Here is a 20,582-nt window from a genome sequence, read left to right as displayed (position 1 = left end):
TAGCTGGGCATAATCAGTGAGGAAAATAGTATATGTCCAAAGTCGCATAACCTTTACTGTGTCTCACCCAACTCTCGGGTGCGTTTAACCGCCGCCAGCACGCTGCGTTGCAATCCTGCGGCGAAGTCGCTGTTATTAAGCTCATACAACCCATGGATCCCGACACCTGCCGGGGAGTTGTTGATATCCAGTAGCTGCCGTGGATGTTTCTGGCTCAGGCGCAGCATCTCGACTGCTCCCTGCAGATTTTCCAACACCACCTCACTTGCCTGCGCGCGCGACAGACCAGCCAGCACGCCCGCGTCGGTAAACGACTCGATAAAGTAATAAATGTAGTTCGGCCCGGCGACGCCGAAGCCGGTAAAGATATCGATAAGTCGCTCCGGCAGATAAAGCACTTTGCCAAAGCCGTTGAGAAAAGGCTCAACCTGTTCGGCGCTCGCTTGCGCGTTCAGCACCACCCCGCTGTAGCCAAACCCGGTATCGGTCAGCGTATTCGGGATAACGCGGGCAATGGGCTTTCCCTCCCCCAACGCGATTTCCAGTTTGTGCAGCGTCACCCCGGCAATCAGGGAGACTACCGTCGTTGCGCCAGAAAGCTGGGGCCGAATACGTTCTGCCACACTCGCCAGGTCGTCCTGCGGGCGGATCCCCAGCACCACCAGCGCGGCCTCGCGCACCGCCTCTTCACCCGGCTGTTTTCTCGCCAGACCATAGCGTTCAGCGAGCAGCGCGATGCGCCTTGAGTCGATATCCTCAAGCGAAATCTCTTCGGCGCGTAGCGTGCCTGATGCCAGCGAGGCACGAATAATGGCCTCCGCCATTTGCCCGGCACCAATAAAATGGACTTTTGCCATCAGTAATCACTCCTTATTGAAAACGATATTCGCCGTTGCCCACGCGAAAACGTTGGCCTTTCAGCGCCGGGTCAGAGACGTGAAAGACCAGTTCGATTAATCGGTTGGCCGGCCCCTGGCGAAAGAGAAAGTGCTGTTGCCCCACCGCCAGCCCTTCCGGCTGCTCAGTAAAACCAAACAGCGTGTGCCAGTGGGCGCGTGCCGCCTGCGGGTCTTGCACCTCAAAAATGGCGCTCTGCAATGCCACCTCACCTACGGGATGTGGCCCGTCGAGCCCTTGAGCGCGTAGCCGCGCCAGGCGTGCGTTATCGTCCTCTCCCCATTGCAGAACAAAGGGATACGGCAGGCCGTTAAAATCCCCGTCGAGGGTGAAGATGCGCCAGCTAATGACGTTGCCCTGTGGGTCGTTACGCTGGCCGTCGACAATCGGCGAGACCCGCAGTCCTTTGCTGCGTAACTCCGCGTGCGTCTGGTCGATATCATCGGAACGCAGTGCGACCCGGTGCAGCGCCTGGTTTTCCGGTAACAGCTGCGCCGCGTCGCGGGAGAGCAAGAAATCAGCCTGCGCCGACGCCAGCTCCGCAGGGTCGTAGATGGCGAGAAATTCGATATAGGTCAGCCCAAAATAGCTGAGCGCATTCCAGGTCCCCCAGCCGGGGTGTCGCCCACCGGCGAGCGCGTTGAGCTTCTGCCCGGTAAAGATGGCAATCGCCTCGTCCGGCTGGTTCACAAACTGTACGGCGTGATCCCATTGTAATGTGGTCATTAAAGCCCTCCCCCTGCGCGATTATTCCCAGTCGGTGTTCACTTTGACGTTGTCTGCACCCGGCAGGCCGTACACATCTTCGTCGTACCATTTGCGGGAAAGTGCGGCGAGCGTGCCGTCTTTTTTGAGGGCTTCAAGCTCGGTGTCGATGGCTTTGATCAGTTTCGGATCGGCATTCTTTTTGTATAAATAGACGTTGGGGAACAGGCCGACAGACTCGGAGGCTTTCAGGTTCAGATTGAGAGCTTTGTTTAACGCCAGTAAGGCACCAATCGGGTAGATAGCAGCATCGTATTCACCCGAAGCAACGGCTTTGAAAATGTCCGCAGCCGACTGCTCACCGTTCGGCTGCAGGTTGATTTGCTGGCCCGGGTGCTTTTTGTTGTAGTTATCAATCACGGTGTAGCGCGCATCAGAGGTGTGAATCGGCACCAGTTTCTTCTTACCGCTCGCAAGATCGCCCAGCGTATGAATATCGTTTTCATTGTTACGCACAATTAGACGCAGGTCGCTGATGCCCGAAGGCTGCTCGGAATAGGCATATTGAGCCGCACGCTCTTTCGTCAGATAAAAATGGTCTGCCGCGAGGGTATATGCGCCAGTGGACAGACCGACGATCATGGCATCGCGTGAGACCGCATTAAAATGGAATTTATAGTTGGCGAGCTTCTGGTCGATGACTTTTAATAATTCACCGTCGTAGCCGGTAATATTATTGTTATCGTCCACAAAGCTAAACGGGAACCCGTTGGCATTCACCACCACTTCCACTGTTTCGGCATCTGGGCTTTTTTCGACTGCCTGCACCGCCGTAACCTGCATTGCCAACAGCAGCGAACTGACCAATAACGCTTTATTTTTGAACATGTTTTTTTCCCAAAAATGAGTGAGATGGAGCCACTTTTACTGCGTGGCTTTTCCACCGGTTACTGAGATACACCTCGATATGTCGCAATATCCGGGTCAGGACCAGACAGAGCGCAATATAAATAATCAGGACGATGCAATAGGCCTCCACATAGTGAAAACCGCGTGCCGCAGCGATATTTGCTTTTGCCATCACATCCACCACCGTGATGGTATAAACCAACGACGTGTCCTTAATCAGATCAATCAGGACGCTGGTGTAGTTGGGTAGCGCAGATACTGCTGCCTGAGGGAAAATAATGCGTCGAAACTGGGTAAAACCGCTCAGCCCTATCGACCACGCGGCCTCACGTTGCCCTTTTTCCACCGCATTCCACGCGGAGCGAAAGGTCTCAGCAAAATAGGCGCTAAACACCACGGAAAAAGCGGCCACGGCGGCAACCAGCGGTGAGAGCTTGTAACTGAACGGCGTCTCCTGCGGCCCACCCAAAAGCCCATGAGCCAGCCACGGCCACACATAAAAAACAAAATAGAGCATCACCAGCATTGGGATGGAGCGGCCAAAAGAGATAAACACCGCAACCAGATATTTCACGTACGCCAGGTCGCGAATCATCACCCACGCCAACACACCACCTAATAACGTCGAAAAAATTAACGATAAAAAGGTAATCAGCAGCGTGACCGGTAGCGCGCTTAATATAAAGGTGAAATTATCCCGGATGAAATCGAGGCTAAACATGGTCGTCTTTTACTCCAGTAAATATTGGTGCTTTTTCTCAATACGGCTCGTGAGATAAAAGATAATCATGTTAAGCAACCAGTAAACGAGGATAACGCTAATAAATGCCGCGACCTGTTTTGCACCGTAACTGTTTTGCGATATTTTCTGTGCCCGGCCAAAAATATCGACAATACCGATAATATTTACCAGTGAAGTCATCTTCACAAGGTTGATTAAAAGATTGCCGAAATTTGGAATCGCAATAATGAGCCCCTGCGGGAAAATAATGTGGGCGATGCCAATATGCCAGGGAATATTCAGACTGCGTATTGCCTCTTTTTGTCCGACATCCACGGCGTTCCATGCCGAGCGCATCATTTCGGCAAAATAGGGGCTAATGCCAACGGAGATAGACAAAATGGCGAAGGTGGTATCACTAATCAGCAGCGCGGGGAGTTCCAGCGCCGAGAGAATCAGTTTTCCGCCGAAGAAAAAGAGCAGGATTAACAACGCCAGCGGCGCACCGCGCAGCACATCGGTATACGCTTTCGCCAGCAATCGTAATAGCGATAAGCGGCTAAACTGCAATACGACGGCCAGCAGACCAAGCGCCAGACCAAGCAGCAAAGAGGCCAGCGTAATCCCCAGCGTAACCGGCAGGTTTTCCAGTAATTTCGGCACGATAAACAGCAGATCATCGAGACGCAATAAGGGTTGTGGATTCATCGTATTCGCCTCAGGCGTGGAACTGTAATCGGGCAAGAAACGCCTGTGTTCGCGTGTGCAAGGCCGCGCCAAAGACCTGCTCTGGCGGCCCCTGTTCGATGATTTCCCCGTTTTCCATAAACACCACCCTCGAGGCAACCTGGCGGGCAAATTCCATTTCATGGGTTACGATAATCATCGTTTGCCCGTTGGCGGCAATCTCCTGAATCAGCGTCAGGACCTCGCCGACTTTCTCTGGGTCGAGCGCCGAGGTAGGTTCATCGAGCAACAGCACCGCCGGGTTAATCGCCAGCGCACGGGCTATGCCAATACGCTGTTTCTGCCCACCGGACAGGCTGTGGGGATAATGGTCTTTTTTATGCAGCAACCCGACCTGTTTTAGCAGACGTTCAGCGGCGGCGATGGCTTCCTGACGCGGGCGTTTTTGCGCATAGATCAGCCCTTCGGTAATATTTTGCAGCGCGGTGAGATTGTGAAATAAATTCCAGGACTGAAAGACCATCGCTGTTTTCGCGCGTATTTTTTCAATCTCTTTTTTTCCGGCCTTCGCGCAATCAACAACGGCATCGTCGATTTTTATTTTCCCGCTGTCGGCAGGCTCCAGAAAATTTAATGTGCGCAATAGCGTTGTTTTCCCCGAACCACTCGGGCCAATAATGCAGATAATTTCCCCTGCATCGATGGACAGCGAAACCTCTTTCAATATTTTTTCGCCAGTAAAGCTTTTACTGATTTTCTCAATAGCAATCATCATTCTATTTTCGCAGCGGGCGATCCCTGATAAATGCACAACGGTGCATATCTTTCTTTACAAAAACTATATTGCTGCGGGTGCTATAAAGACAAACAAGAAAAAAACATATCCAAAGCTGAAAAACAGATTTCCTAAGCGGTCATTTTTCGGGGATGAATACAGGCAAACTATTAAGGGGAAATAAAGGCGGGGGAAAGAATGATCCACACTTTATCGTCGTGGATCATCCCGGAGATTCTTTTTTGCGACTTACTCTTTTGGCCAGTAAGGTTCACCAAGTGTCAGCATCAGGCGATTGGCCCAGGCAAAGAAGGCCGCGGATTGCACCAGATCCAGAATCTCCAGGGTGTTCAGCCCCTGCCCGCGCAGCAGTGCCACATCCTGCGCATTGGCTTGCCCGGGCGTGCTGGACAGACGCGCAGCGAAACGGATAACCGCCTGCCAGCGCGGGGACTGCCCCTGCGTCAGATCGCCACCAGGGGCAATCGCCAGCAAATGCTGTACCGCCGCCTGCTGTTTAGAAAGCTGGCTGGCTTTACGTGCATGGACCGAGGCGCAGTAAATGCAGCCATTAACCTTGCTCGCGACGGCTGCCGCCAGTTCGCGCTCGGCACGCGACAAGCCCGATGCGGTATAGAAAATCCCTTTATCGGTCAGCGTGCGTTGCTCAAGGACCGGAAGATTACGCCCCAGCAGGCGGAAATAGTCCGACTCGCTATGGCCAAAGCGGGCCAGGATCGCCTGCTCGTCGGCATTAAAATCCCCCAGCGCTTTTGCCGCAATCCACGGCTCCCAGCCAAGCTCGGCCTCGGTAAAGGCAACCGGCGCGCGTTTGCCCGTAAGCGTCTGAGTCTGGGTATGCCACTCCCCGGCGACCGCATCCTGTGCTGGCGGCGTGTCCACATCATGGCCTGCCAGTAAACGGTAGCCACGCAATAAACGGCTCTGGAAACTGATAAAGGCCGTCAATTGCGACAGCGTCACGATATCGTCCTCTGACCATCCGGCGTCCAGCAATGTCTGTAAGTCGCTCGCCTGTGCGCTGACGGGATGCAGTGTGAGTGTTCTGGCATGGGCCTGCGCCGCCTTCAGTAACGGGGTCACATTCGGGACGGCAGAGGCTTTAGCGCGTTGCTCGTAATAGCGCTGCAAAATGCTGTCTCGCAACCAACTGGCAATTTGCGCCGCCAGCCAGAATCGCACGGCAAGCGTTAGTTTTCCCTGTACAACGCTTGCGGAAAAAAGCGCCTCATAACTGCCCTGAGTGTGGCGCGTTGCAGCGTCACGTGTCTGGCGAGCGGCGGCCAGTTCACTGTCTGGTGCAATCTCGGCCAGGCTATCGAGCAGATCATGTGCGTAGAGCGTGGTCACTGTTTCCGGAATCTGGGGGTCATGCAACGTCATAAAGTCTCCTGCTGTTGAGTACGGTGCGTCATACCGGGAATGGCGTCGATCAACTCCCGCGTGTAAGGGTCATGGGAATGGCTAAAAATGTGTTCCACCGGGCCAGATTCCACCTGTTTGCCACGGTGAAGCACGCTCACGGTGTCGGCGATTTGCCGCACCACGGAGAGATCGTGGGAGATAAACAGATAGGTCAGGCCGAGTTCGCGCTGTAGCGTGTCCAGCAAGCGCAAGATTTGTGCCTGTACCGTCACGTCGAGGGCGGAAACCGCTTCGTCGAGCACCAGCACCTGGGGCTCCAGAATCAGCGCCCGCGCAATCGCTACTCGCTGGCGCTGGCCACCGGACAGTTCATGCGGTTTGCGGGTCAGTAGCTCCGGTGGCAACGCCACGCGCTCAAACATCTCGTGCACTTTTTGCACCCGCGTTGCCCGGTCAAAGCGACCAAAGTTGCGCAGGGGCTCTTCCACAATGTCGAACAGCCGCTGGGAGGGATCGAGGGAACTGAACGGGTTCTGATAGACCAACTGAATTTTTTGCCGGAACTGGCGCAGCGACTCGCCTTTTAAGCGGGTGATGTCCGTCCCCGCAATCAGAATCTGCCCGCTGGTGGGGCGATGAAAGCCGAGCAGGCTGCGTGCGGTGGTGGTTTTTCCCGAGCCCGACTCCCCGACGATGGCGTGTGTGGTGCCGCGCTCAACGGTAAACGACAGATTATCCACCGCACGAAACGTCGTTTTGTTGTCCCCGGAAAGCGGATAGGTCTGGACCAGATTTTCCACCCGAATCACCACGTCGCCTCCGCGTGCCCGTTGTGTGCGCGGCGTGGGATTGAGCGACGGCACATCTGCCAGCAGCGCTCTCGCGTACTGGCTGCGGGGGGCCTGCAACACCTCCTGAATCGGGCCTTGCTCCTGAACATGTCCACGCTGGAATACCAGCAGCCGGTCAGCGCGTTCTGCCGCCACGCCCAAATCGTGGGTCACAAACAGGACCGCAGTGCCGCTTTCGCGGCGCAGTTCATCCAGCAAATCCAGCACACGCTTTTGTACCGTCACGTCCAGCGCACTGGTGGGCTCATCGGCAACAATCAGTGCCGGTTTCAACGCAATGGCAATGGCAATCAACACCCGCTGTTTCATCCCGCCCGAAAGCTGATACGGGTATTGCTGTGCGCGCAGCTCAGGCTGTGTCAGCCCGACCCGGGCCAACAGCGCAATTGTCTGCTGGCGAATCACCCGTCGCGGAGCACGTTGATGTAAATGCAAAATCTCATCAACCTGAGCACCAATGGTTTTGACCGGGTTGAGCGAACTGGTGGGGTCCTGGGGGATCAGGCTGATGCGCGAGCCGCGAATACCGTCCAACTGCTTTTGCGACCAGCGGCTGATATCGTTACCGTTCAGGCGAATCGCCCCCCGGGTCAGGTGACCGTTTTCACTGAGCAGGCCAATCACCGCCTGTGCCGTGGTGGTTTTGCCCGAGCCGGACTCCCCCACCAGTGCCACCACTTCACCGGGGTTGATCTGAAATGACACCCCTTCCACCACCGTGCGATCGCCTTCGGAGGTGCGGTAACGGATAGTGACATCCTCCAGTTCCAGTACCGGCACGGTTAGGCTGCTCTGCTGCAAACTCAGGTTCAGACTCATGATTGCCCCCTGCGTAATGACTGGCTGATACGGTTGGCCGCTAGCACCACCAGCACGACGACAATCCCCGGAAAAGCGGTCAGCCACCAGGCCGTTGAAAGGTAATTACGCCCTTCGGCGATCAGCAATCCCCACTCCGGTGTCGGTGGCGGTGCGCCATAGCCCAGGAAGCTGAGGGTCGAAATAGCCAGAATCGCGCTGCCGAATTGCAGTGCGGCAAAGGCGAAAACGGTGCTTAAGGCGTTAGGTACGATATGGCGTAACAGCACGCTAAAGAAGGTGCCGCCGCTGCCCCATGCCGCTTCGACAAAATCGCTGTGACGTACGCGCAGGGTTTCGCCCCGCACCAGGCGGGTAAAGCTGGCAATCGAGGTGATCCCCACGGCGATGGCGGCGTTTACCGTGCCGAAGCCCAGCAAAATGATGACACTCAGTGCCAGCAGCAGTCCCGGAATAGCCAGCAGAATATCGATAACGCGCATGATCACGCTGTCGAGCCAGCCCCCGATCGCACCGGCCAGCAGCCCCAGCAGGCTACCCAGCGCCAGGCCGAGACCAACCGCAATAAGCGCGCCGGAAAGCGAGTGCACGGCACCGTAGACGATGCGTGTATACAGGTCGCGCCCCAGTTGGTCAGTGCCAAGCAGATAGCCGTCACCAGGCGCAAGACGCTGTGCGCCCGCCACGCCTTCTGTCGGACTGAAATGGGTGAACCAGGCGGGAAACAACGCCCAGAGCACGACGGTCAGTAGAACCAGCCAGGCGGCGATCAGCCCCGGACGTAGCGTAATTCGGGGCACGCGAAGGCGTTTGTGTAATGACGGGAAGCTGAGCTTCCCCTGAGGAACGACCGTCATGATGCGACTCCTGTGCTGTTTTTCAGTCGGGGATCGAGCAAGGGATAAAGCAGGTCGATGCCGAGGTTAATCACCACGAAGGCGCTGGCGGAAATCACCACGATAGCCTGTAACACGCTGCTGTCCTGGGTGTTGACCGCATCCTGAGTCAGTTGCCCCAAACCACTGCGCCCAAATACCGTTTCGGTTATCAACGCCCCGGCAATCAGTTCGCCCAGTAACAGCCCTGCCACGGTCAGCGTTGGCAGCAGCGCATTACCCAGTACGTGCCGCCACAATACCCCCGCCCGGCTGGCTCCTTTCGCGCGCGCCACGGCAACAAACGGCTGGGTTTGCACCTGGTCGATACTGCGCATCAGAATTTGCGCCAGCGGTGCCGAAATCGGCAGTGCCAGAGTGAACGTTGGCAAAATCAGCCCCTGCCACGGGCCTGGGTTGATAACCGGGATCCACCCCAACTGGAAGGAGAAAATCTGGATTAACACGATGCCAAGCCAGAAGGTCGGCACCGAAATAAACAGCGACGGCAGCGATTGCAGCGCCGCACGTAGCCCGCTAAACGGCGACAGGAACGAAAGCCCGGCCAGCACAAAGGCCAGCAAGGTGGCGATAATCAGCCCTAACAGAGCCAACAGCAGCGTGGAAGGCAGGTTCTCGCTCAGCAATTCGCTGACCGGCACGCCGGATTGCAGGGAAAGGCCAAAATCCCCTTTCAGCAGGCTGAGCACCGCGTGGACATATTGCGTCAGCACCGGCGTGTCAGCGCCATAGCTCAGGCGCAGCTGGGCAATTTGATCCGCGCTCAGCCCGAGATCCGGATTCTGGAATTTGATCAGGATGGCATCGCCCGGTAGCGCCTGTAACAGCACAAAAGAGAGCGTAAAGGCGGCCCACAACACTATCAGTGCCTGACCAAAACGTACCGTCAGATTTCTGCCCATGGCATGTCCTCTTTCACGGTGCCCCTCGCCCAATGACGAGGGGCAACTCGCGCCTTATTTATCTAACCAGGTGTTGTAAAAACTCGGGCGACCTACGGCTTCAAAGCTCAGCCCTTTGGTGGACGGCGCACCGGCATAGACCTGCGGCTCTTCAAAGATGGGGATCACGTAGGCTTTATCGATAAGGTATTGCTGCACCTCGTTGACCAGCGCGATGCGCTTATCCTGTGAAGTGGCAGAAGCGATGCCATCGAGTAACCCGTTCAGATGGCTGTCCTCAAACTGCTTAACCTTATCGCTGGCACCGCCTTTTTGCAGCAGCACATTACGTACGGTCGGGTAGTACTGGCTTTTCAGCACGTCCGGATCGGCACGACCAACCATCGTTGGGTAAACAGCGGTTTTCGCCGGGTCAAGGTTATCGAGGGTTTTACTGCCCGCATCGCCCGCCAGCACGTTGAGTTTGACGCCCACCTTAGCCCACTGCTGCGCCACCAGTTGCAGCGTCTCTTTGTTCTGCGGTTGTGGCGGGGATTCATACGCCGTCAGCGTCAGGGATTGCCCGTCTTTTTGCCGCACGCCGTCCGGGCCGCTTTTCCAGCCTGCTTCATCAAGCAGACGCGCCGCCTGTGCCAGGTCGAATTTCAGCTTGTCGGAGAGATCCACATAGCCCACCGCCGTTTTGGCTAGCACCGATGTGGCCTGCGGGTAGTTGGCGGAGAAGAGCGTCTGGACAATCTCTTTGGTATTGGTGGCATGCAGCAGCGCCTCACGCACTTTCTGATCGGCCACCAGCGGGTTATCAGGACGGAAGTTGACGCTGTTGTTCACCCCGCGCGTGGGGGAGGCATAAACGGCAAAGCCTTTGTCTGAGACGCGCTTCTCGTCGTAGGCCTGAATCTGGCGAATCGCATCGGCCTGCCCGGAGAGCAGTGCGCCAATGCGTACGCTGTCTTCCGGCGTCACCAGCACGTTAATGCCATCCAGATAAGGACGTCCCTGATGGGCAAAGCTCGGCGGCGCCCAGTTATAGTCCTTACGCGCCACAAGTTTCACTTCGCGCCCCGGGCGGTCGCTTTCAACCACAAACGGGCCGGAGCCAATAATGCTGCGCGCACTGCCCAACTGGTTAAAGTTTTTCTCCAGTGTCGAGAGTGAGATCAGACCGGAGCCAATTGCGGAGGTCCCCTGCAGAAAGCCCGGTGACGGTGATTTGAAAAAGAATTTCACCGTCAGCGGATCGACCACTTCACTTTTCAGATAGTTGTTGATGACCTCGGAAACCGGCTGGTTGAGGGCTTTATTACCCAGACCATAGGTATCGAAATTTTTCGCTACCGCTTTCGCATCGAGCGGAGTGCCGTCCGAAAAGGTCACGCCAGGACGAAGTTTAAAGGTGTACTCGGTGTAATTCGCATTAGTGGTCCAGGATTGCGCAATCCACGGCTCAATTTGCAGGGTTTTCGGGTTTTGCCAGGTCAACTTATCGGTTATCTGGTTGAGGATACCCCCGTTCGGGTAAAAGCCGCCCGCAGGCGGATAGAGGTTGGTATGTGCCTGTTGTTCCAGATAGACCAGGGTGCCGCCGTTTTTGGGCGCGTTCTCTGCGGCAACCGAGGCGGAGCTGATCCCTGCCAGCGCCATCGCGGCGAAAAGGCGAAATCGGTGTGTGGAGAGCAAAATCGACATTGTTATTTTTTCCTTGGGTTATCGTTTAAGCGTCGTGCTGAGAGCGGCCAGACGACCCCATACAGGCGGCTAGCCGTCCGAAACCTGATTCGATATTTTCACAGCGATTCGTAAACCGCAAAGAACAATACTGATAATGAATATGCGTAAATTTGTTAGTGAGATGTGACTCGATGCGTTAATGGCGCAGTCACTGCGCCATTGTGTTTTGCGGGTAAATCAACGTGCAGCAGGGTCATGACGCGGGCGCACAACGACCTCAGTCACCTGCGAATCCTCACTGGTATCAACGATAATACGTACGGCACTGGCAATAGAGTGCGGGGAACTGCGCGTAAGCGGATCGTCCCCGTGCTGCGGGCGGTTCATGGGCGTATCGGTCGGACCGGGGTAAACCGTGGCAACACGAACCCCCTGCTCCCGCTCCTCATTGCGTAGCGCCTCCGCCAGCGCATGCAGGGCAAATTTGCTGGCGGAATAGACCGTATGACCGGCCAGCGCACGTGTGCCTGAACCGGAGTTGATAAACACAATCTGCCCCCGGCTGTCGCGCAGCTTCGGCAACGCCAGGCGCGTCAATTCGGCAGGGGCAAAAACGTTAATGGAAAAATGGTGCTGCCAGACCTCCGGCGTGGCCTCCGAGACCCGATAAGGCAGGGCAACCGCGGCGGAGTGCACCAGCACATCCAGGCGCGGCAACGTGGCGACAAAATCCGCCACTGCGCCGCTGTCGCGGATATCCAGGCTCACCGGAATCAGATGCGCGTGTTCCTCACTTTCAAAGGCCACCGGCCGACGACCAATTACATAGACCTGATGATCGCGAATCAGGGCCTGGGCAATCGCCAGCCCAATGCCGCTGGTGCCACCGGTAACCACGGCTACCGGCCGTTGCTGCGTGTTCTGAGGCATAAGACCGCTCCTTAGCGTTCGCGCCAGGCATAAGGTACGGCAGGCAGCCACTCATCACCCAACAGCTCGGGATCATCAAAATGGATAATGGCCTGATAGTGGTGTTCGCGATCCTCGTGATAAAGCTGCCCGGCAATGTTTTGTGCCAGGGTACGCGCGCCCTGACTGATACCGGGAATGAGGCCGACGACGTGACCATTGCTGAGCAGCGCCGGGTAGCTAAAGCAGTGCAACCGCGCCAGCGAGGCCGGGGCATCGCCATGTTTGGCCTGAAACGCAAAATCGGCCCCCAGATAAGGGTAGCTAGCCAGCTGCGCGTTTTGGTTATCAGCGGGTGGCTGCCAGTCGGCATCGCCCCAGGTTTTTACCTGCCCCACCAGCGTATGAAATTCCGCACGCGCCTCCCAGTCCAGGGCATATCCGGTGGCGAGGATCAGGAAATCTACAGGTACTTCGCCCTGCGGCGTATGAATGACAAGGCCTTCTCCCCGGGTTTCGACACGCTCGACCGGGGCGTTAAAATTGAACCAGGCATTGGGATGGCGCGACACGCGTAGCGTACTGCCGTGCGGTGGTGGCGTCTGGACGGTGGCAATATGCTGGGCCAGCCGCCATTTCCACTCATCCGGCAAGTTATAGTAACCGGATTCAAGCCCTGGGTTACCCGCCCCTTTCGACAGGTTCACCCGGGGGAAATCCGGGCGACGGATCAGCAGTTCAACGCCTGCGGCCCCGGCTTCCAGCGCCGTGGCAGAGACGTCCATCGCCGTAGCGCTGCCGCCAACCACTGCCACCCGGCGTCCAGCAAGTGCAGTAAAATCAATCGCTTCTTCCGAATGCGCCCAATATTGCTTCGGTACATCGGTCACAAAATCCGGGATCGCAGGCCCACCAAAGGCATCCATCCCAATGGCGAGGATCACTTTGCGTGCGCTCACCCGCTGGGTTTCACCGTGATGTGAAAAGGTCAGGTCGACACGTTTGGGATCCTGTGCATTGATGTCCGTTAAAGTGTGATCGTTACGCACATCCAGCGCCAACACCTGACGATACCAGCGAAGATAGTCTGCCCACTGCAAACGGGGAATTTTGTCTAACGCCGCCCAGGCCTCATAGCCAAACTGCGCTTCATACCAGGCACGAAACGTCAGCGAGGGAATATCCAGCGCCGGTCCGGTCAGTTGTTTAGGAGAACGTAGCGTTTCCATGCGTGCGGTGGTCGCCCACGGACCTTCGTAATCTTTGGGCGCTTTGTCATACAGCACAGCGTCAATGCCCTGCAGGCGCAGTGCGAACGCCGCCGCCAGACCCGCCATGCCTGCGCCAATGATGACCACGTTCTGCGCCTGGGCGTCAGATTGTGGCGGCAGCCAGCGTTTAGCAGGCAGCGCCAGCCACTCCAGATCTTGTTTGATTCGGGCTTGCAGCGCGACAAGCCCCTGCTCTGCCGCGACCGATGATGAAGAAGAAAGTGACATCGTCGTTATCCTTTTGTGTCAATGCATTCAGTCATTTGCTGAGTGATAGCACTTCGATGCCAGGGCAACTACGATTTTATATTGCTAGCCTAATGCAGACTTTTGCTATGCGGGGCGTGGTGACGGATGTGAAATGAATGAGGCCAGAGATTTTTTCATGCCCCGGAAAAGATAAACATTTCACCCGCTAAGATCATTGAATTAATGCGGCTGTTAGCCCCGCGGCGGAAGAATAAAGTACTCGATCGCTTCCGTGCTGTTGCATCACACGTGTAAGCAGCGCCTCAGCATTAACGTTTTGCCCCCGCAGGTTCAGGCGCGCCTTGGCAATAACATCTGACTCGGATATGGGGCGTTCGAGGCTACCCAATGGTTTAAAACGTTCTTCTACCGAGCGATTGCCATTTACATGCGTCAACACCACGCGTGCGCCAGGCTGGCGAGCCGGGCCAGTCATTCGAGCGGTAAAATCCGGATCGATAAAGGCTGTGACTTTATCCGCCAGGCCCAGCAACTCCGGATTTTGCATATTTTGTTCAGTGTACCAGTCTGCACCGGGTAAGAGCCCGGCCGCGACTGCGGCCATGGTCCAGGGGAGGCTGAATTGCGCATCAGTAACGGTCTGCGGACGATAATCCATCATATCGTCGACAATGCGCGGGAAGGTATAGACCTCTACAGAGCGGATTTCCTTAGCCAACCAGCCAGTTTGCTGAATGAGGGCGTCCATTGATTCTAATGCACAGGCCAGCCAGCGACAGGCTGGATAGATTTTAAAACTGCCATACTCCGCATACCAGTGGCTGCCAAGAGAATCAGTGAGGATGTTCTTTGCGAATTGGTCTGAGCCGATCATGCGCCAAAAACCCTGTTCACCATCGAGCACGTCCAGGCTGCCGCTCAAGCCATGTTGCACCATAATGACGGCTTGCACCGCAGCCTGAGCTGCCGGTGCAACGGCATCTTTGAGCGATAACAATGGCCGCTGTTGCCAGTTATATTGATGCAAGCTGGGCAACGGCGTTAATGTTGCAGCCAGTCCTACAGCGTTATGTAACTGGTGTTCATCCAGTCCCAAAAGAAGCCCGGCAACTAATGCAGCGCCAATTGACTGATGCTGCGCAACGCCATACACCTGATTAAAACGCTCAGCCGTTGGCTGGATGGCGTGGATAAGACGATTGTTAACCTCAAAGCCCACTGTTAACGCGGTTATCAACGTCTCGTGGCTAATCAGTGCGGGACTGATATCCAGAGCAACCATTGCGGCGGCAATTAATGTCGCCCCAGGGTGACCAAGCCCTTTACCATCAATTTCCACGCCGTCATCATGATCCAGACCATTTATCACCGTTGCGTTGCTAAAAGCCGCCGCTGACGGGCTAAATCCGGTCTGTCCAAATACGCTACAATTTCCCTGACCGCCAAACTGGCGGGCAGAGCGAATAGCCGACGCGCTGCTTTGATGCTGGCTTGCTGCCCAGCCACAGCCGAGACCATCCAGTAAATGCAGGCTGACTTTATGGCGAACCGCTACTGGGATCGATTGTGCTTGTAACGTTTTGGCGAAGTTAATTAACTGGCGTGTGGAGGTGATATTCATCATTTATTCAACGCTTAAAGTAGCGCGCACGGATCCGACGTTCGGTATAGCTCGCCAGTAGTGACAAGGGCAGGATAGTTATTACAAAAAACACGGCGACAAAAGTCAGTGTTTCCAGCGGTCGGAAAGTAGCGGTACTCAGTCGTTGTGCTTGATACAGCACTTCGCCAGTAGCGACATAGCTCGCCAGTACCGAATTCTTGATCGACATAACGCACTGACTGACAAAGGCGGGCAATATACGCAAAAAGGCAACCGGACCAGTTATGCGAAACAACACTTTCAACGGTGACATACCGACAGAAAGCCCTGCCTCAACCAAACCGTGATCGACCGATTGCAACCCGGAGCGGAATATCTCGGCAAAGAACACGCTGCCGTAGAGCGAAATCGCCAGCACGCAAGTCAGCCAGGCAGACATCGTCAGACCAAACAAAATCGGCAGGCAGTAGAACGCCCAGACAATCAACACCAGCGGTGGGATTGAACGCACCACTTCGATCAACGCCTGAGTCGGCAAGCGAATAAGCGCTTTTGACGCCCCCCGCAATGGTGCAAGTAAGGCACCGCCGATAATGCTTAACGTGACTGAAGCGAGTACGATTTTAAACGTAGTGAAAATCCCGTCAGCAAGAATGGCGCGATACTGAAAGAGTATTGAGAAGTCCCAGTGGTAAACCGGCATCAGAGTAGATCCTTCGCCGTCACACCCGACAGCGCCATGAAGTGACGAAATTCAGCGTTGTCAGGCTGGGTCCAGATTTCTTGCGGGGTAGCCTTACCCACCAGTTTCCCATTATCCATCAGCAAAAGAGAGCGACACACCTGAAGCGCGAAACGCATTTCGTGAGTGACGACGATCATCGTGGTGCCGGTATTTGCTAATTCAGAGATAACGGCGAGCACTTCGCCGACAGATTCGGGATCCAGAGCAGAAGTCGGTTCATCAAACAAAATCACCCGAGGTTCCATTGCCAGCGCACGAGCAATGGAGACGCGCTGTTGTTGGCCGCCAGAGAGTTGAATCGGAAAATCAGCCGCTTTTTCTGCCAAACCCATGCGAGTGAGTAAAGCCATAGCCTTCTCAGTGGCGACTTTTCGTGATACCCCGAGCACCTGCACTGGCCCTTCGATAATATTTTGCAAAACGCTACGATGCGGCCACAAATTAAAATGCTGAAACACCATCGCCATCGATGCGCGTTGACGCGCCAACGTGCGCTGCTTCACCGGCTTTCTTTCAGTGCCGAAAAAACCGATCTCTTCATCGCCGAGCCAGATGTGACCGCTATCGGGCGTCTCCAGCATATTCAGGCAGCGTAACAGGGTCGATTTCCCCGCGCCGCTGCGGCCAATAACGCCGATCACCTCCGAGGGGCGAACCTCGAAGGTCACGTTATCAATGATTTTTTTTCCTGAGAACGATTTGCTAAGCGCTTCTATTTTCAGTAACGGCAAAGAGGCCTGTTCAGTCATTTGGGGGAATTAGCCGGATGAGTATATTTTTGCCAGATAATTTTCAGCGTGCCGTCTTTCTCCAGTTGCTCCAGTTGACCATTCAGCCAGGCTTGTAGCTCGGGACGGTTTTGACGCAAACCGATATTAGTCGCCTGCTCCTTAACGGGCTCAGGGATCACCATGGTGCCCTGATGTCGTTTCTGAATGTACTGTGACATCTGGATATCATTGGTCACGATAGCATCTGCGCGACCGCTTTCCATTTGCAATTGCATATTGTCGCTATCTGGCACAATAACCCACTGCACCTTGTCCAGTTGAGGTTGCAACAGCGTCACCGCCGCTGAACCATCAATCGCGGCGAGCCGGGTCTGCGGATTATTAATCGTCGCCCAGTTCTGATACTTTTTCGTCTCTTTTTCTAACGTCAGGATGCCCATCTGATGAGCGCCCATTGGACGAGTAAAATCAGCGGCTTTTGCCCTTTCCGGCGTCTTATTAAAGCCACCCAGAATATCGAAACGATTTGACTGCAACCCAGCAACCGCAGTGCCCCATTGCGTGTCGACGTATTCAATTTTTATATCGGTCTTTTTGAATATCGCCTGCACCACATCGGGAACCAGACCGGTCCACTGGTTGGTTTGCAGATCTTTTTGATACCACGGCGGCGCGTTAACCGCACCGACGCGAATAACATGATCTGGCAGAATAGTATTAATATCTTCCGCAGCTTGCGCCGTGGTTTGTGTAAGAAAAATCCCTGGTATCAGCAATAAGGCCGACATCAAACGTGCTTTGAACAATTTCATTTTATGCCCTTAAGTGAATATAGTTGTCAATTTTATAACGTCAACTGCATGCATTTAAAAATGCAAAAATCGTATATCTTTATATGGGAAATGGCTATGACTCCGAAGCAGCTTGAAGTGTTCATTAGTGTAGTACAGCTCGGTTCTGTGACAGCGGCCGCGCAACAGCTGGCGATGTCGCAGCCTTCGGTCAGTAAAATTTTGTCACTCATCGAGCAGCAGATGGGGTTTAGCCTGTTCGAGCGGTACAAGGGCAAAATGCAGCCGACGCGCGAGGCCACCGAGTTGTATAAAGAAGCGCAGCGCGTTTATCTCGACAGGCTGCGTTTTGAGCGTTTTATCGAACATATCCGCCAATATCGCGTTGGGCAGCTACGCGTTTGCGCTACGCCGGCATTAGCGTTAAACCTATTGCCCCTTGCTGTCGCACGTTTTCGTCAGACCTTCCCCGACTATGGCATCGTCGCAGATATGTGCCTGAATAACGAGATCGAAGAGTCGGTTAAAGGCGGTCGCTACGACCTTGGATTTGTGGTTAAACCTGGCTCCGAGCAAGGCGAAAACCAGCTTATGGTTAGCCAGGGAGAGATGGTATGCGTGTTGTCGGAGCAACATGTGCTGGCAACGAAGGCCGAGGTGTGCTGGCAAGACATTGAACCTCGCGAGCTGGTATTTATTACTACCGACGCCAGGCTGGTAGCCATGATCGCCGAGGCCGTACCCGAGTTTCGCCAACGCCAGGTCGCTGCCATAGAAACCAACCGCTACAGCATAGCGATTAATATGGTCAGGCATAATAACGGTGTGACTATCGTTGATCGTTTCTCTTTACAGGGCTGTGATGTGACAGGGTTAGTCGTACGCCCGTTCAAACCGGCGCTCAGCGTTTCAGTGGTTGCAGTGTCTGATGGTCATAGCGTCATGTCCCAACCCGGAGAGGAGTTTGTCAGGGTGATGAAAGCATTGATGGCAGAGACCGCTTTTTAAGAAAACAGGCGTTGAGGCCAGCCCCGACTATTTATGCTGATCGGGCACTTTCTGTACGTAACCAGTTGTACAGAGAAATACCCTCTTCGGTCATTTCGCTGCCCTGACGAACACAAAGATAATAGCTGCGTCCGTCGTCAACCGGCAGGTCAAACAGTTTCACCAGTTCACCACTTTGCAGATAAGGCGCAATCAGCGGCTCACGCATCAGTGCACAACCCAGCCCGGCCTGAACGGCCGCCAGTGTCAACAAGCCGTCCTCGAACAGCGGCCCACTGGGTTTCGGCGGTCTCCGGACGTTCTGCTGTAAAAACCACTGCGACCACGTCGTGCGCTCCTCATCATGCAGTAGAGGCATTTGTAACAGCTGCTCCGGGGTATCCACATGCCCGTGCAAACGCAAAAAGCTCCGGCTGGCCACCGGAACCATTTTGCCTGAAATCAATGCTTCACTCTGATATCCCGCCCACTGACCATTGCCAAAACGGATTGACATATCCGCCGCATCGCTAAGGTAGTTGCGATGGTTGGCGTAAACCACGTTAATCTCCGTTTGTGCATTAGCGCGCATAAACGCCGGAAGACGTGGAATAAACCAACCCATGCCAAACAGCGGAATCAAACTGATGGTGACTTGTCGGGTTTGCGCCTGCTCGACAAGGTGTTCCGTCGCCTGGCGCAAAACATTAAACGCAGTACGAATCGAACGATAATAGTCCCGCCCCTGCTGGCTGAGGATCAGACGCCGTCCGTCACGCTCGGTAAGCAGTATCTGTAAAAAATCCTCCAGCACGCGCAGCTGGTGACTGACCGCCGACGGCGAGATCGCCAGTTCCTTTGCCGCCTGTGAGATGCTCCCCAACCTGGCAATAGCTTCAAAGGCACGTACTGCACGCAGTGGCGGATCGTTAGCCAGCACTGCCGATACGGGCTCCCCCTGCTCTGAATATTGTTCTGTTTTTCTCATATGATGATTTCTTTAGCGTTGAATGACATAGTGCCCATCAAATAAAATACAATTAAAACAATTATTTAAATGAATTCATAAAAATCATAAGAAATAATATATCTGTATTTCACAATTAAATTCAATTGTTGGAAGGTAGCGGCAAATTGAGCAATTTGTCGGACCCATTTTGGACACCCTAATACAACAACTCATTAATGGCGTGATGTTGGGCAGTATCTACGCCCTGATCGCCCTCGGCTATACCATGGTGTATGGCATTCTGCGCATCATCAACTTCGCCCATGGCGATATTTTGATGGTCGGCGCACTGACGACACTGTCTGGCCTCAACTGGCTGGAGCACACCGCGCCAGGCATGCCACCACTGGCGCGTCTGACGCTGGCGTTGCTGGTTGCCATGGCGGTTTGCGCCCTGCTGGCGATGGCGGTTGAACGCTTCGCCTATCGCCGCCTGCGCAACGCGCCACGTCTGGCACCGTTGATTTCCGGTATCGGCGTGTCAGTGCTGTTGCAAACCGTGGCGATGGTTATCTGGAGCCGCAACCCACTGATGTTTCCGCAAATCCTGCCCATGGATCCGATTGCCGTGACACATGGAAGCGACGTCCACCCTCCCGCCATCATCACCGTGACCGGAATAGTCACCATTGCACTGGCGCTGCTGGTGATGTCTGGCCTGTGGGCGCTGGTCGAATTTACCCGCCTAGGGCGCGGTATGCGTGCAGTGGCAGAAAATCCCCGTGTCGCCAGCCTGATGGGCGTCAACCCCAACCGCATCATTACCCTCACCTTTGCAATCGGCGGCCTGTTTGCCGCACTGGCTGGCGTGATGATGGCCAGTAACTACGGTAATGCCAGTTTCTCTATGGGATTCCTGCCTGGTATCAAAGCCTTTACAGCAGCGGTTCTCGGCGGTATCGGCAATATTCGCGGAGCCATGCTCGGCGGCATACTTCTCGGCATCATCGAAACACTGGGCGCTGGTTACCTCGGCGAGCTGACCAACGGTGTCTTCGGCAGCAATTATCAAGATGTGTTCGCCTTCATTGTGCTTATCCTCGTCCTCGTATTCCGTCCGGCGGGCATTCTTGGCGAGCGCGTAGCGCATCGGGCGTAGGAGAGATC

20 protein-coding genes are annotated in these 20,582 nt (G+C 55.1%); 2 read left to right on the top strand and 18 right to left on the bottom strand.

Annotation, left to right across the window (positions count from 1 at the left end; translation table 11 throughout):
* Window positions 1-53: 53 nt before the first annotated feature.
* The 17 genes from AC5JPW_RS17460 to AC5JPW_RS17380 form a co-directional block, all read right to left on the bottom strand.
* Window positions 54-857, bottom strand: coding sequence for a pyrroline-5-carboxylate reductase family protein (locus tag AC5JPW_RS17460; RefSeq protein ID WP_494242351.1), 804 nt, complete (start codon window positions 855-857; stop codon window positions 54-56).
* 13 nt (window positions 858-870) lie between these two features.
* A complete protein-coding gene (locus AC5JPW_RS17455; protein ID WP_494242349.1) occupies window positions 871-1,623 on the bottom strand; it encodes a VOC family protein in 753 nt (250 codons plus the stop codon).
* A gap of 21 nt (window positions 1,624-1,644) precedes the next feature.
* Entirely contained in the window at window positions 1,645-2,490 is an 846-nt protein-coding gene (locus AC5JPW_RS17450) for a transporter substrate-binding domain-containing protein (protein WP_494242347.1), read from the bottom strand.
* Complete coding sequence (locus tag AC5JPW_RS17445; protein ID WP_494242345.1) at window positions 2,477-3,232, bottom strand: amino acid ABC transporter permease; 756 nt, start codon at window positions 3,230-3,232, stop codon at window positions 2,477-2,479. The genes AC5JPW_RS17450 and AC5JPW_RS17445 overlap by 14 nt, the downstream gene beginning before the upstream one ends.
* A gap of 9 nt (window positions 3,233-3,241) precedes the next feature.
* The gene (locus AC5JPW_RS17440; RefSeq protein WP_494242344.1) at window positions 3,242-3,940 is read right to left on the bottom strand and encodes an ABC transporter permease subunit; all 699 of its coding nucleotides are present in this window, start codon (window positions 3,938-3,940) and stop codon (window positions 3,242-3,244) included.
* 10 nt (window positions 3,941-3,950) lie between these two features.
* Window positions 3,951-4,691 carry an amino acid ABC transporter ATP-binding protein gene (locus AC5JPW_RS17435; protein WP_494242395.1) on the bottom strand — a complete coding sequence of 247 codons (741 nt, stop codon included), beginning with the start codon at window positions 4,689-4,691 and terminating at the stop codon, window positions 3,951-3,953.
* A 252-nt stretch (window positions 4,692-4,943) separates the two neighbouring features.
* A complete protein-coding gene (locus AC5JPW_RS17430) occupies window positions 4,944-6,098 on the bottom strand; it encodes an alkylhydroperoxidase domain protein (protein ID WP_494242342.1) in 1,155 nt (384 codons plus the stop codon).
* On the bottom strand, window positions 6,095-7,750 hold the full coding sequence (locus AC5JPW_RS17425) for a dipeptide ABC transporter ATP-binding protein (protein WP_494242341.1): 1,656 nt from the start codon (window positions 7,748-7,750) through the stop codon (window positions 6,095-6,097). Before AC5JPW_RS17425 ends, AC5JPW_RS17430 begins: the two co-directional genes overlap by 4 nt.
* Complete coding sequence (locus AC5JPW_RS17420) at window positions 7,747-8,607, bottom strand: ABC transporter permease (RefSeq protein WP_494242339.1); 861 nt, start codon at window positions 8,605-8,607, stop codon at window positions 7,747-7,749. The genes AC5JPW_RS17425 and AC5JPW_RS17420 overlap by 4 nt, the downstream gene beginning before the upstream one ends.
* Window positions 8,604-9,548: an ABC transporter permease gene (locus AC5JPW_RS17415; RefSeq protein ID WP_494242338.1), complete on the bottom strand. Its 945-nt coding sequence runs from the start codon at window positions 9,546-9,548 to the stop codon at window positions 8,604-8,606. Before AC5JPW_RS17415 ends, AC5JPW_RS17420 begins: the two co-directional genes overlap by 4 nt.
* 54 nt (window positions 9,549-9,602) lie before the next feature.
* Window positions 9,603-11,237, bottom strand: coding sequence for a TIGR04028 family ABC transporter substrate-binding protein (locus AC5JPW_RS17410; RefSeq protein WP_494242336.1), 1,635 nt, complete (start codon window positions 11,235-11,237; stop codon window positions 9,603-9,605).
* Window positions 11,238-11,456: 219 nt separating this feature from the next.
* On the bottom strand, window positions 11,457-12,149 hold the full coding sequence (locus tag AC5JPW_RS17405) for an SDR family oxidoreductase (RefSeq protein WP_494242334.1): 693 nt from the start codon (window positions 12,147-12,149) through the stop codon (window positions 11,457-11,459).
* Between the two features lie 11 nt (window positions 12,150-12,160).
* Window positions 12,161-13,627: an FAD-dependent oxidoreductase gene (locus tag AC5JPW_RS17400; protein ID WP_494242332.1), complete on the bottom strand. Its 1,467-nt coding sequence runs from the start codon at window positions 13,625-13,627 to the stop codon at window positions 12,161-12,163.
* Window positions 13,628-13,820: 193 nt separating this feature from the next.
* Complete coding sequence (locus AC5JPW_RS17395) at window positions 13,821-15,233, bottom strand: MmgE/PrpD family protein (RefSeq protein ID WP_494242330.1); 1,413 nt, start codon at window positions 15,231-15,233, stop codon at window positions 13,821-13,823.
* 4 nt (window positions 15,234-15,237) lie between these two features.
* A complete protein-coding gene (locus tag AC5JPW_RS17390; protein ID WP_494242328.1) occupies window positions 15,238-15,915 on the bottom strand; it encodes an amino acid ABC transporter permease in 678 nt (225 codons plus the stop codon).
* A complete protein-coding gene (locus AC5JPW_RS17385) occupies window positions 15,915-16,706 on the bottom strand; it encodes an amino acid ABC transporter ATP-binding protein (RefSeq protein ID WP_494242326.1) in 792 nt (263 codons plus the stop codon). The genes AC5JPW_RS17390 and AC5JPW_RS17385 overlap by 1 nt, the downstream gene beginning before the upstream one ends.
* A complete protein-coding gene (locus AC5JPW_RS17380) occupies window positions 16,703-17,500 on the bottom strand; it encodes a substrate-binding periplasmic protein (RefSeq protein ID WP_494242324.1) in 798 nt (265 codons plus the stop codon). The genes AC5JPW_RS17385 and AC5JPW_RS17380 overlap by 4 nt, the downstream gene beginning before the upstream one ends.
* Before the next feature lie 96 nt (window positions 17,501-17,596).
* Between AC5JPW_RS17380 and AC5JPW_RS17375 the strand changes: the two genes are divergently transcribed.
* Window positions 17,597-18,487 (top strand): LysR family transcriptional regulator, encoded by an 891-nt coding sequence (locus AC5JPW_RS17375; RefSeq protein WP_494242322.1) that lies wholly within the window; start codon window positions 17,597-17,599, stop codon window positions 18,485-18,487.
* Window positions 18,488-18,518: 31 nt separating this feature from the next.
* Here the strand turns inward: AC5JPW_RS17375 and AC5JPW_RS17370 are convergent, their stop codons facing one another.
* A complete protein-coding gene (locus AC5JPW_RS17370; RefSeq protein ID WP_494242320.1) occupies window positions 18,519-19,454 on the bottom strand; it encodes a LysR substrate-binding domain-containing protein in 936 nt (311 codons plus the stop codon).
* Between the two features lie 169 nt (window positions 19,455-19,623).
* Here AC5JPW_RS17370 and AC5JPW_RS17365 point away from each other — a divergent pair, with 169 nt between their 5' ends.
* Window positions 19,624-20,574 carry a branched-chain amino acid ABC transporter permease gene (locus AC5JPW_RS17365; protein WP_494242318.1) on the top strand — a complete coding sequence of 317 codons (951 nt, stop codon included), beginning with the start codon at window positions 19,624-19,626 and terminating at the stop codon, window positions 20,572-20,574.
* Window positions 20,575-20,582: the final 8 nt, after the last annotated feature.

The organism is Phytobacter sp. (genome assembly GCF_059074235.1).
This window is presented reverse-complemented; position numbering and strand designations above follow the sequence as displayed.

Coding starts and splice junctions, on each gene's coding strand:
- AC5JPW_RS17460 (WP_494242351.1), bottom strand. CDS start 857: ATGGCAAAAGTCCATTTTATTGGTGCCGGGCAAATGGCGGAGGCCATT.
- AC5JPW_RS17455 (WP_494242349.1), bottom strand. CDS start 1,623: ATGACCACATTACAATGGGATCACGCCGTACAGTTTGTGAACCAGCCG.
- AC5JPW_RS17450 (WP_494242347.1), bottom strand. CDS start 2,490: ATGTTCAAAAATAAAGCGTTATTGGTCAGTTCGCTGCTGTTGGCAATG.
- AC5JPW_RS17445 (WP_494242345.1), bottom strand. CDS start 3,232: ATGTTTAGCCTCGATTTCATCCGGGATAATTTCACCTTTATATTAAGC.
- AC5JPW_RS17440 (WP_494242344.1), bottom strand. CDS start 3,940: ATGAATCCACAACCCTTATTGCGTCTCGATGATCTGCTGTTTATCGTG.
- AC5JPW_RS17435 (WP_494242395.1), bottom strand. CDS start 4,691: ATGATTGCTATTGAGAAAATCAGTAAAAGCTTTACTGGCGAAAAAATA.
- AC5JPW_RS17430 (WP_494242342.1), bottom strand. CDS start 6,098: ATGACGTTGCATGACCCCCAGATTCCGGAAACAGTGACCACGCTCTAC.
- AC5JPW_RS17425 (WP_494242341.1), bottom strand. CDS start 7,750: ATGAGTCTGAACCTGAGTTTGCAGCAGAGCAGCCTAACCGTGCCGGTA.
- AC5JPW_RS17420 (WP_494242339.1), bottom strand. CDS start 8,607: ATGACGGTCGTTCCTCAGGGGAAGCTCAGCTTCCCGTCATTACACAAA.
- AC5JPW_RS17415 (WP_494242338.1), bottom strand. CDS start 9,548: ATGGGCAGAAATCTGACGGTACGTTTTGGTCAGGCACTGATAGTGTTG.
- AC5JPW_RS17410 (WP_494242336.1), bottom strand. CDS start 11,237: ATGTCGATTTTGCTCTCCACACACCGATTTCGCCTTTTCGCCGCGATG.
- AC5JPW_RS17405 (WP_494242334.1), bottom strand. CDS start 12,149: ATGCCTCAGAACACGCAGCAACGGCCGGTAGCCGTGGTTACCGGTGGC.
- AC5JPW_RS17400 (WP_494242332.1), bottom strand. CDS start 13,627: ATGTCACTTTCTTCTTCATCATCGGTCGCGGCAGAGCAGGGGCTTGTC.
- AC5JPW_RS17395 (WP_494242330.1), bottom strand. CDS start 15,233: ATGATGAATATCACCTCCACACGCCAGTTAATTAACTTCGCCAAAACG.
- AC5JPW_RS17390 (WP_494242328.1), bottom strand. CDS start 15,915: ATGCCGGTTTACCACTGGGACTTCTCAATACTCTTTCAGTATCGCGCC.
- AC5JPW_RS17385 (WP_494242326.1), bottom strand. CDS start 16,706: ATGACTGAACAGGCCTCTTTGCCGTTACTGAAAATAGAAGCGCTTAGC.
- AC5JPW_RS17380 (WP_494242324.1), bottom strand. CDS start 17,500: ATGAAATTGTTCAAAGCACGTTTGATGTCGGCCTTATTGCTGATACCA.
- AC5JPW_RS17375 (WP_494242322.1), top strand. CDS start 17,597: ATGACTCCGAAGCAGCTTGAAGTGTTCATTAGTGTAGTACAGCTCGGT.
- AC5JPW_RS17370 (WP_494242320.1), bottom strand. CDS start 19,454: ATGAGAAAAACAGAACAATATTCAGAGCAGGGGGAGCCCGTATCGGCA.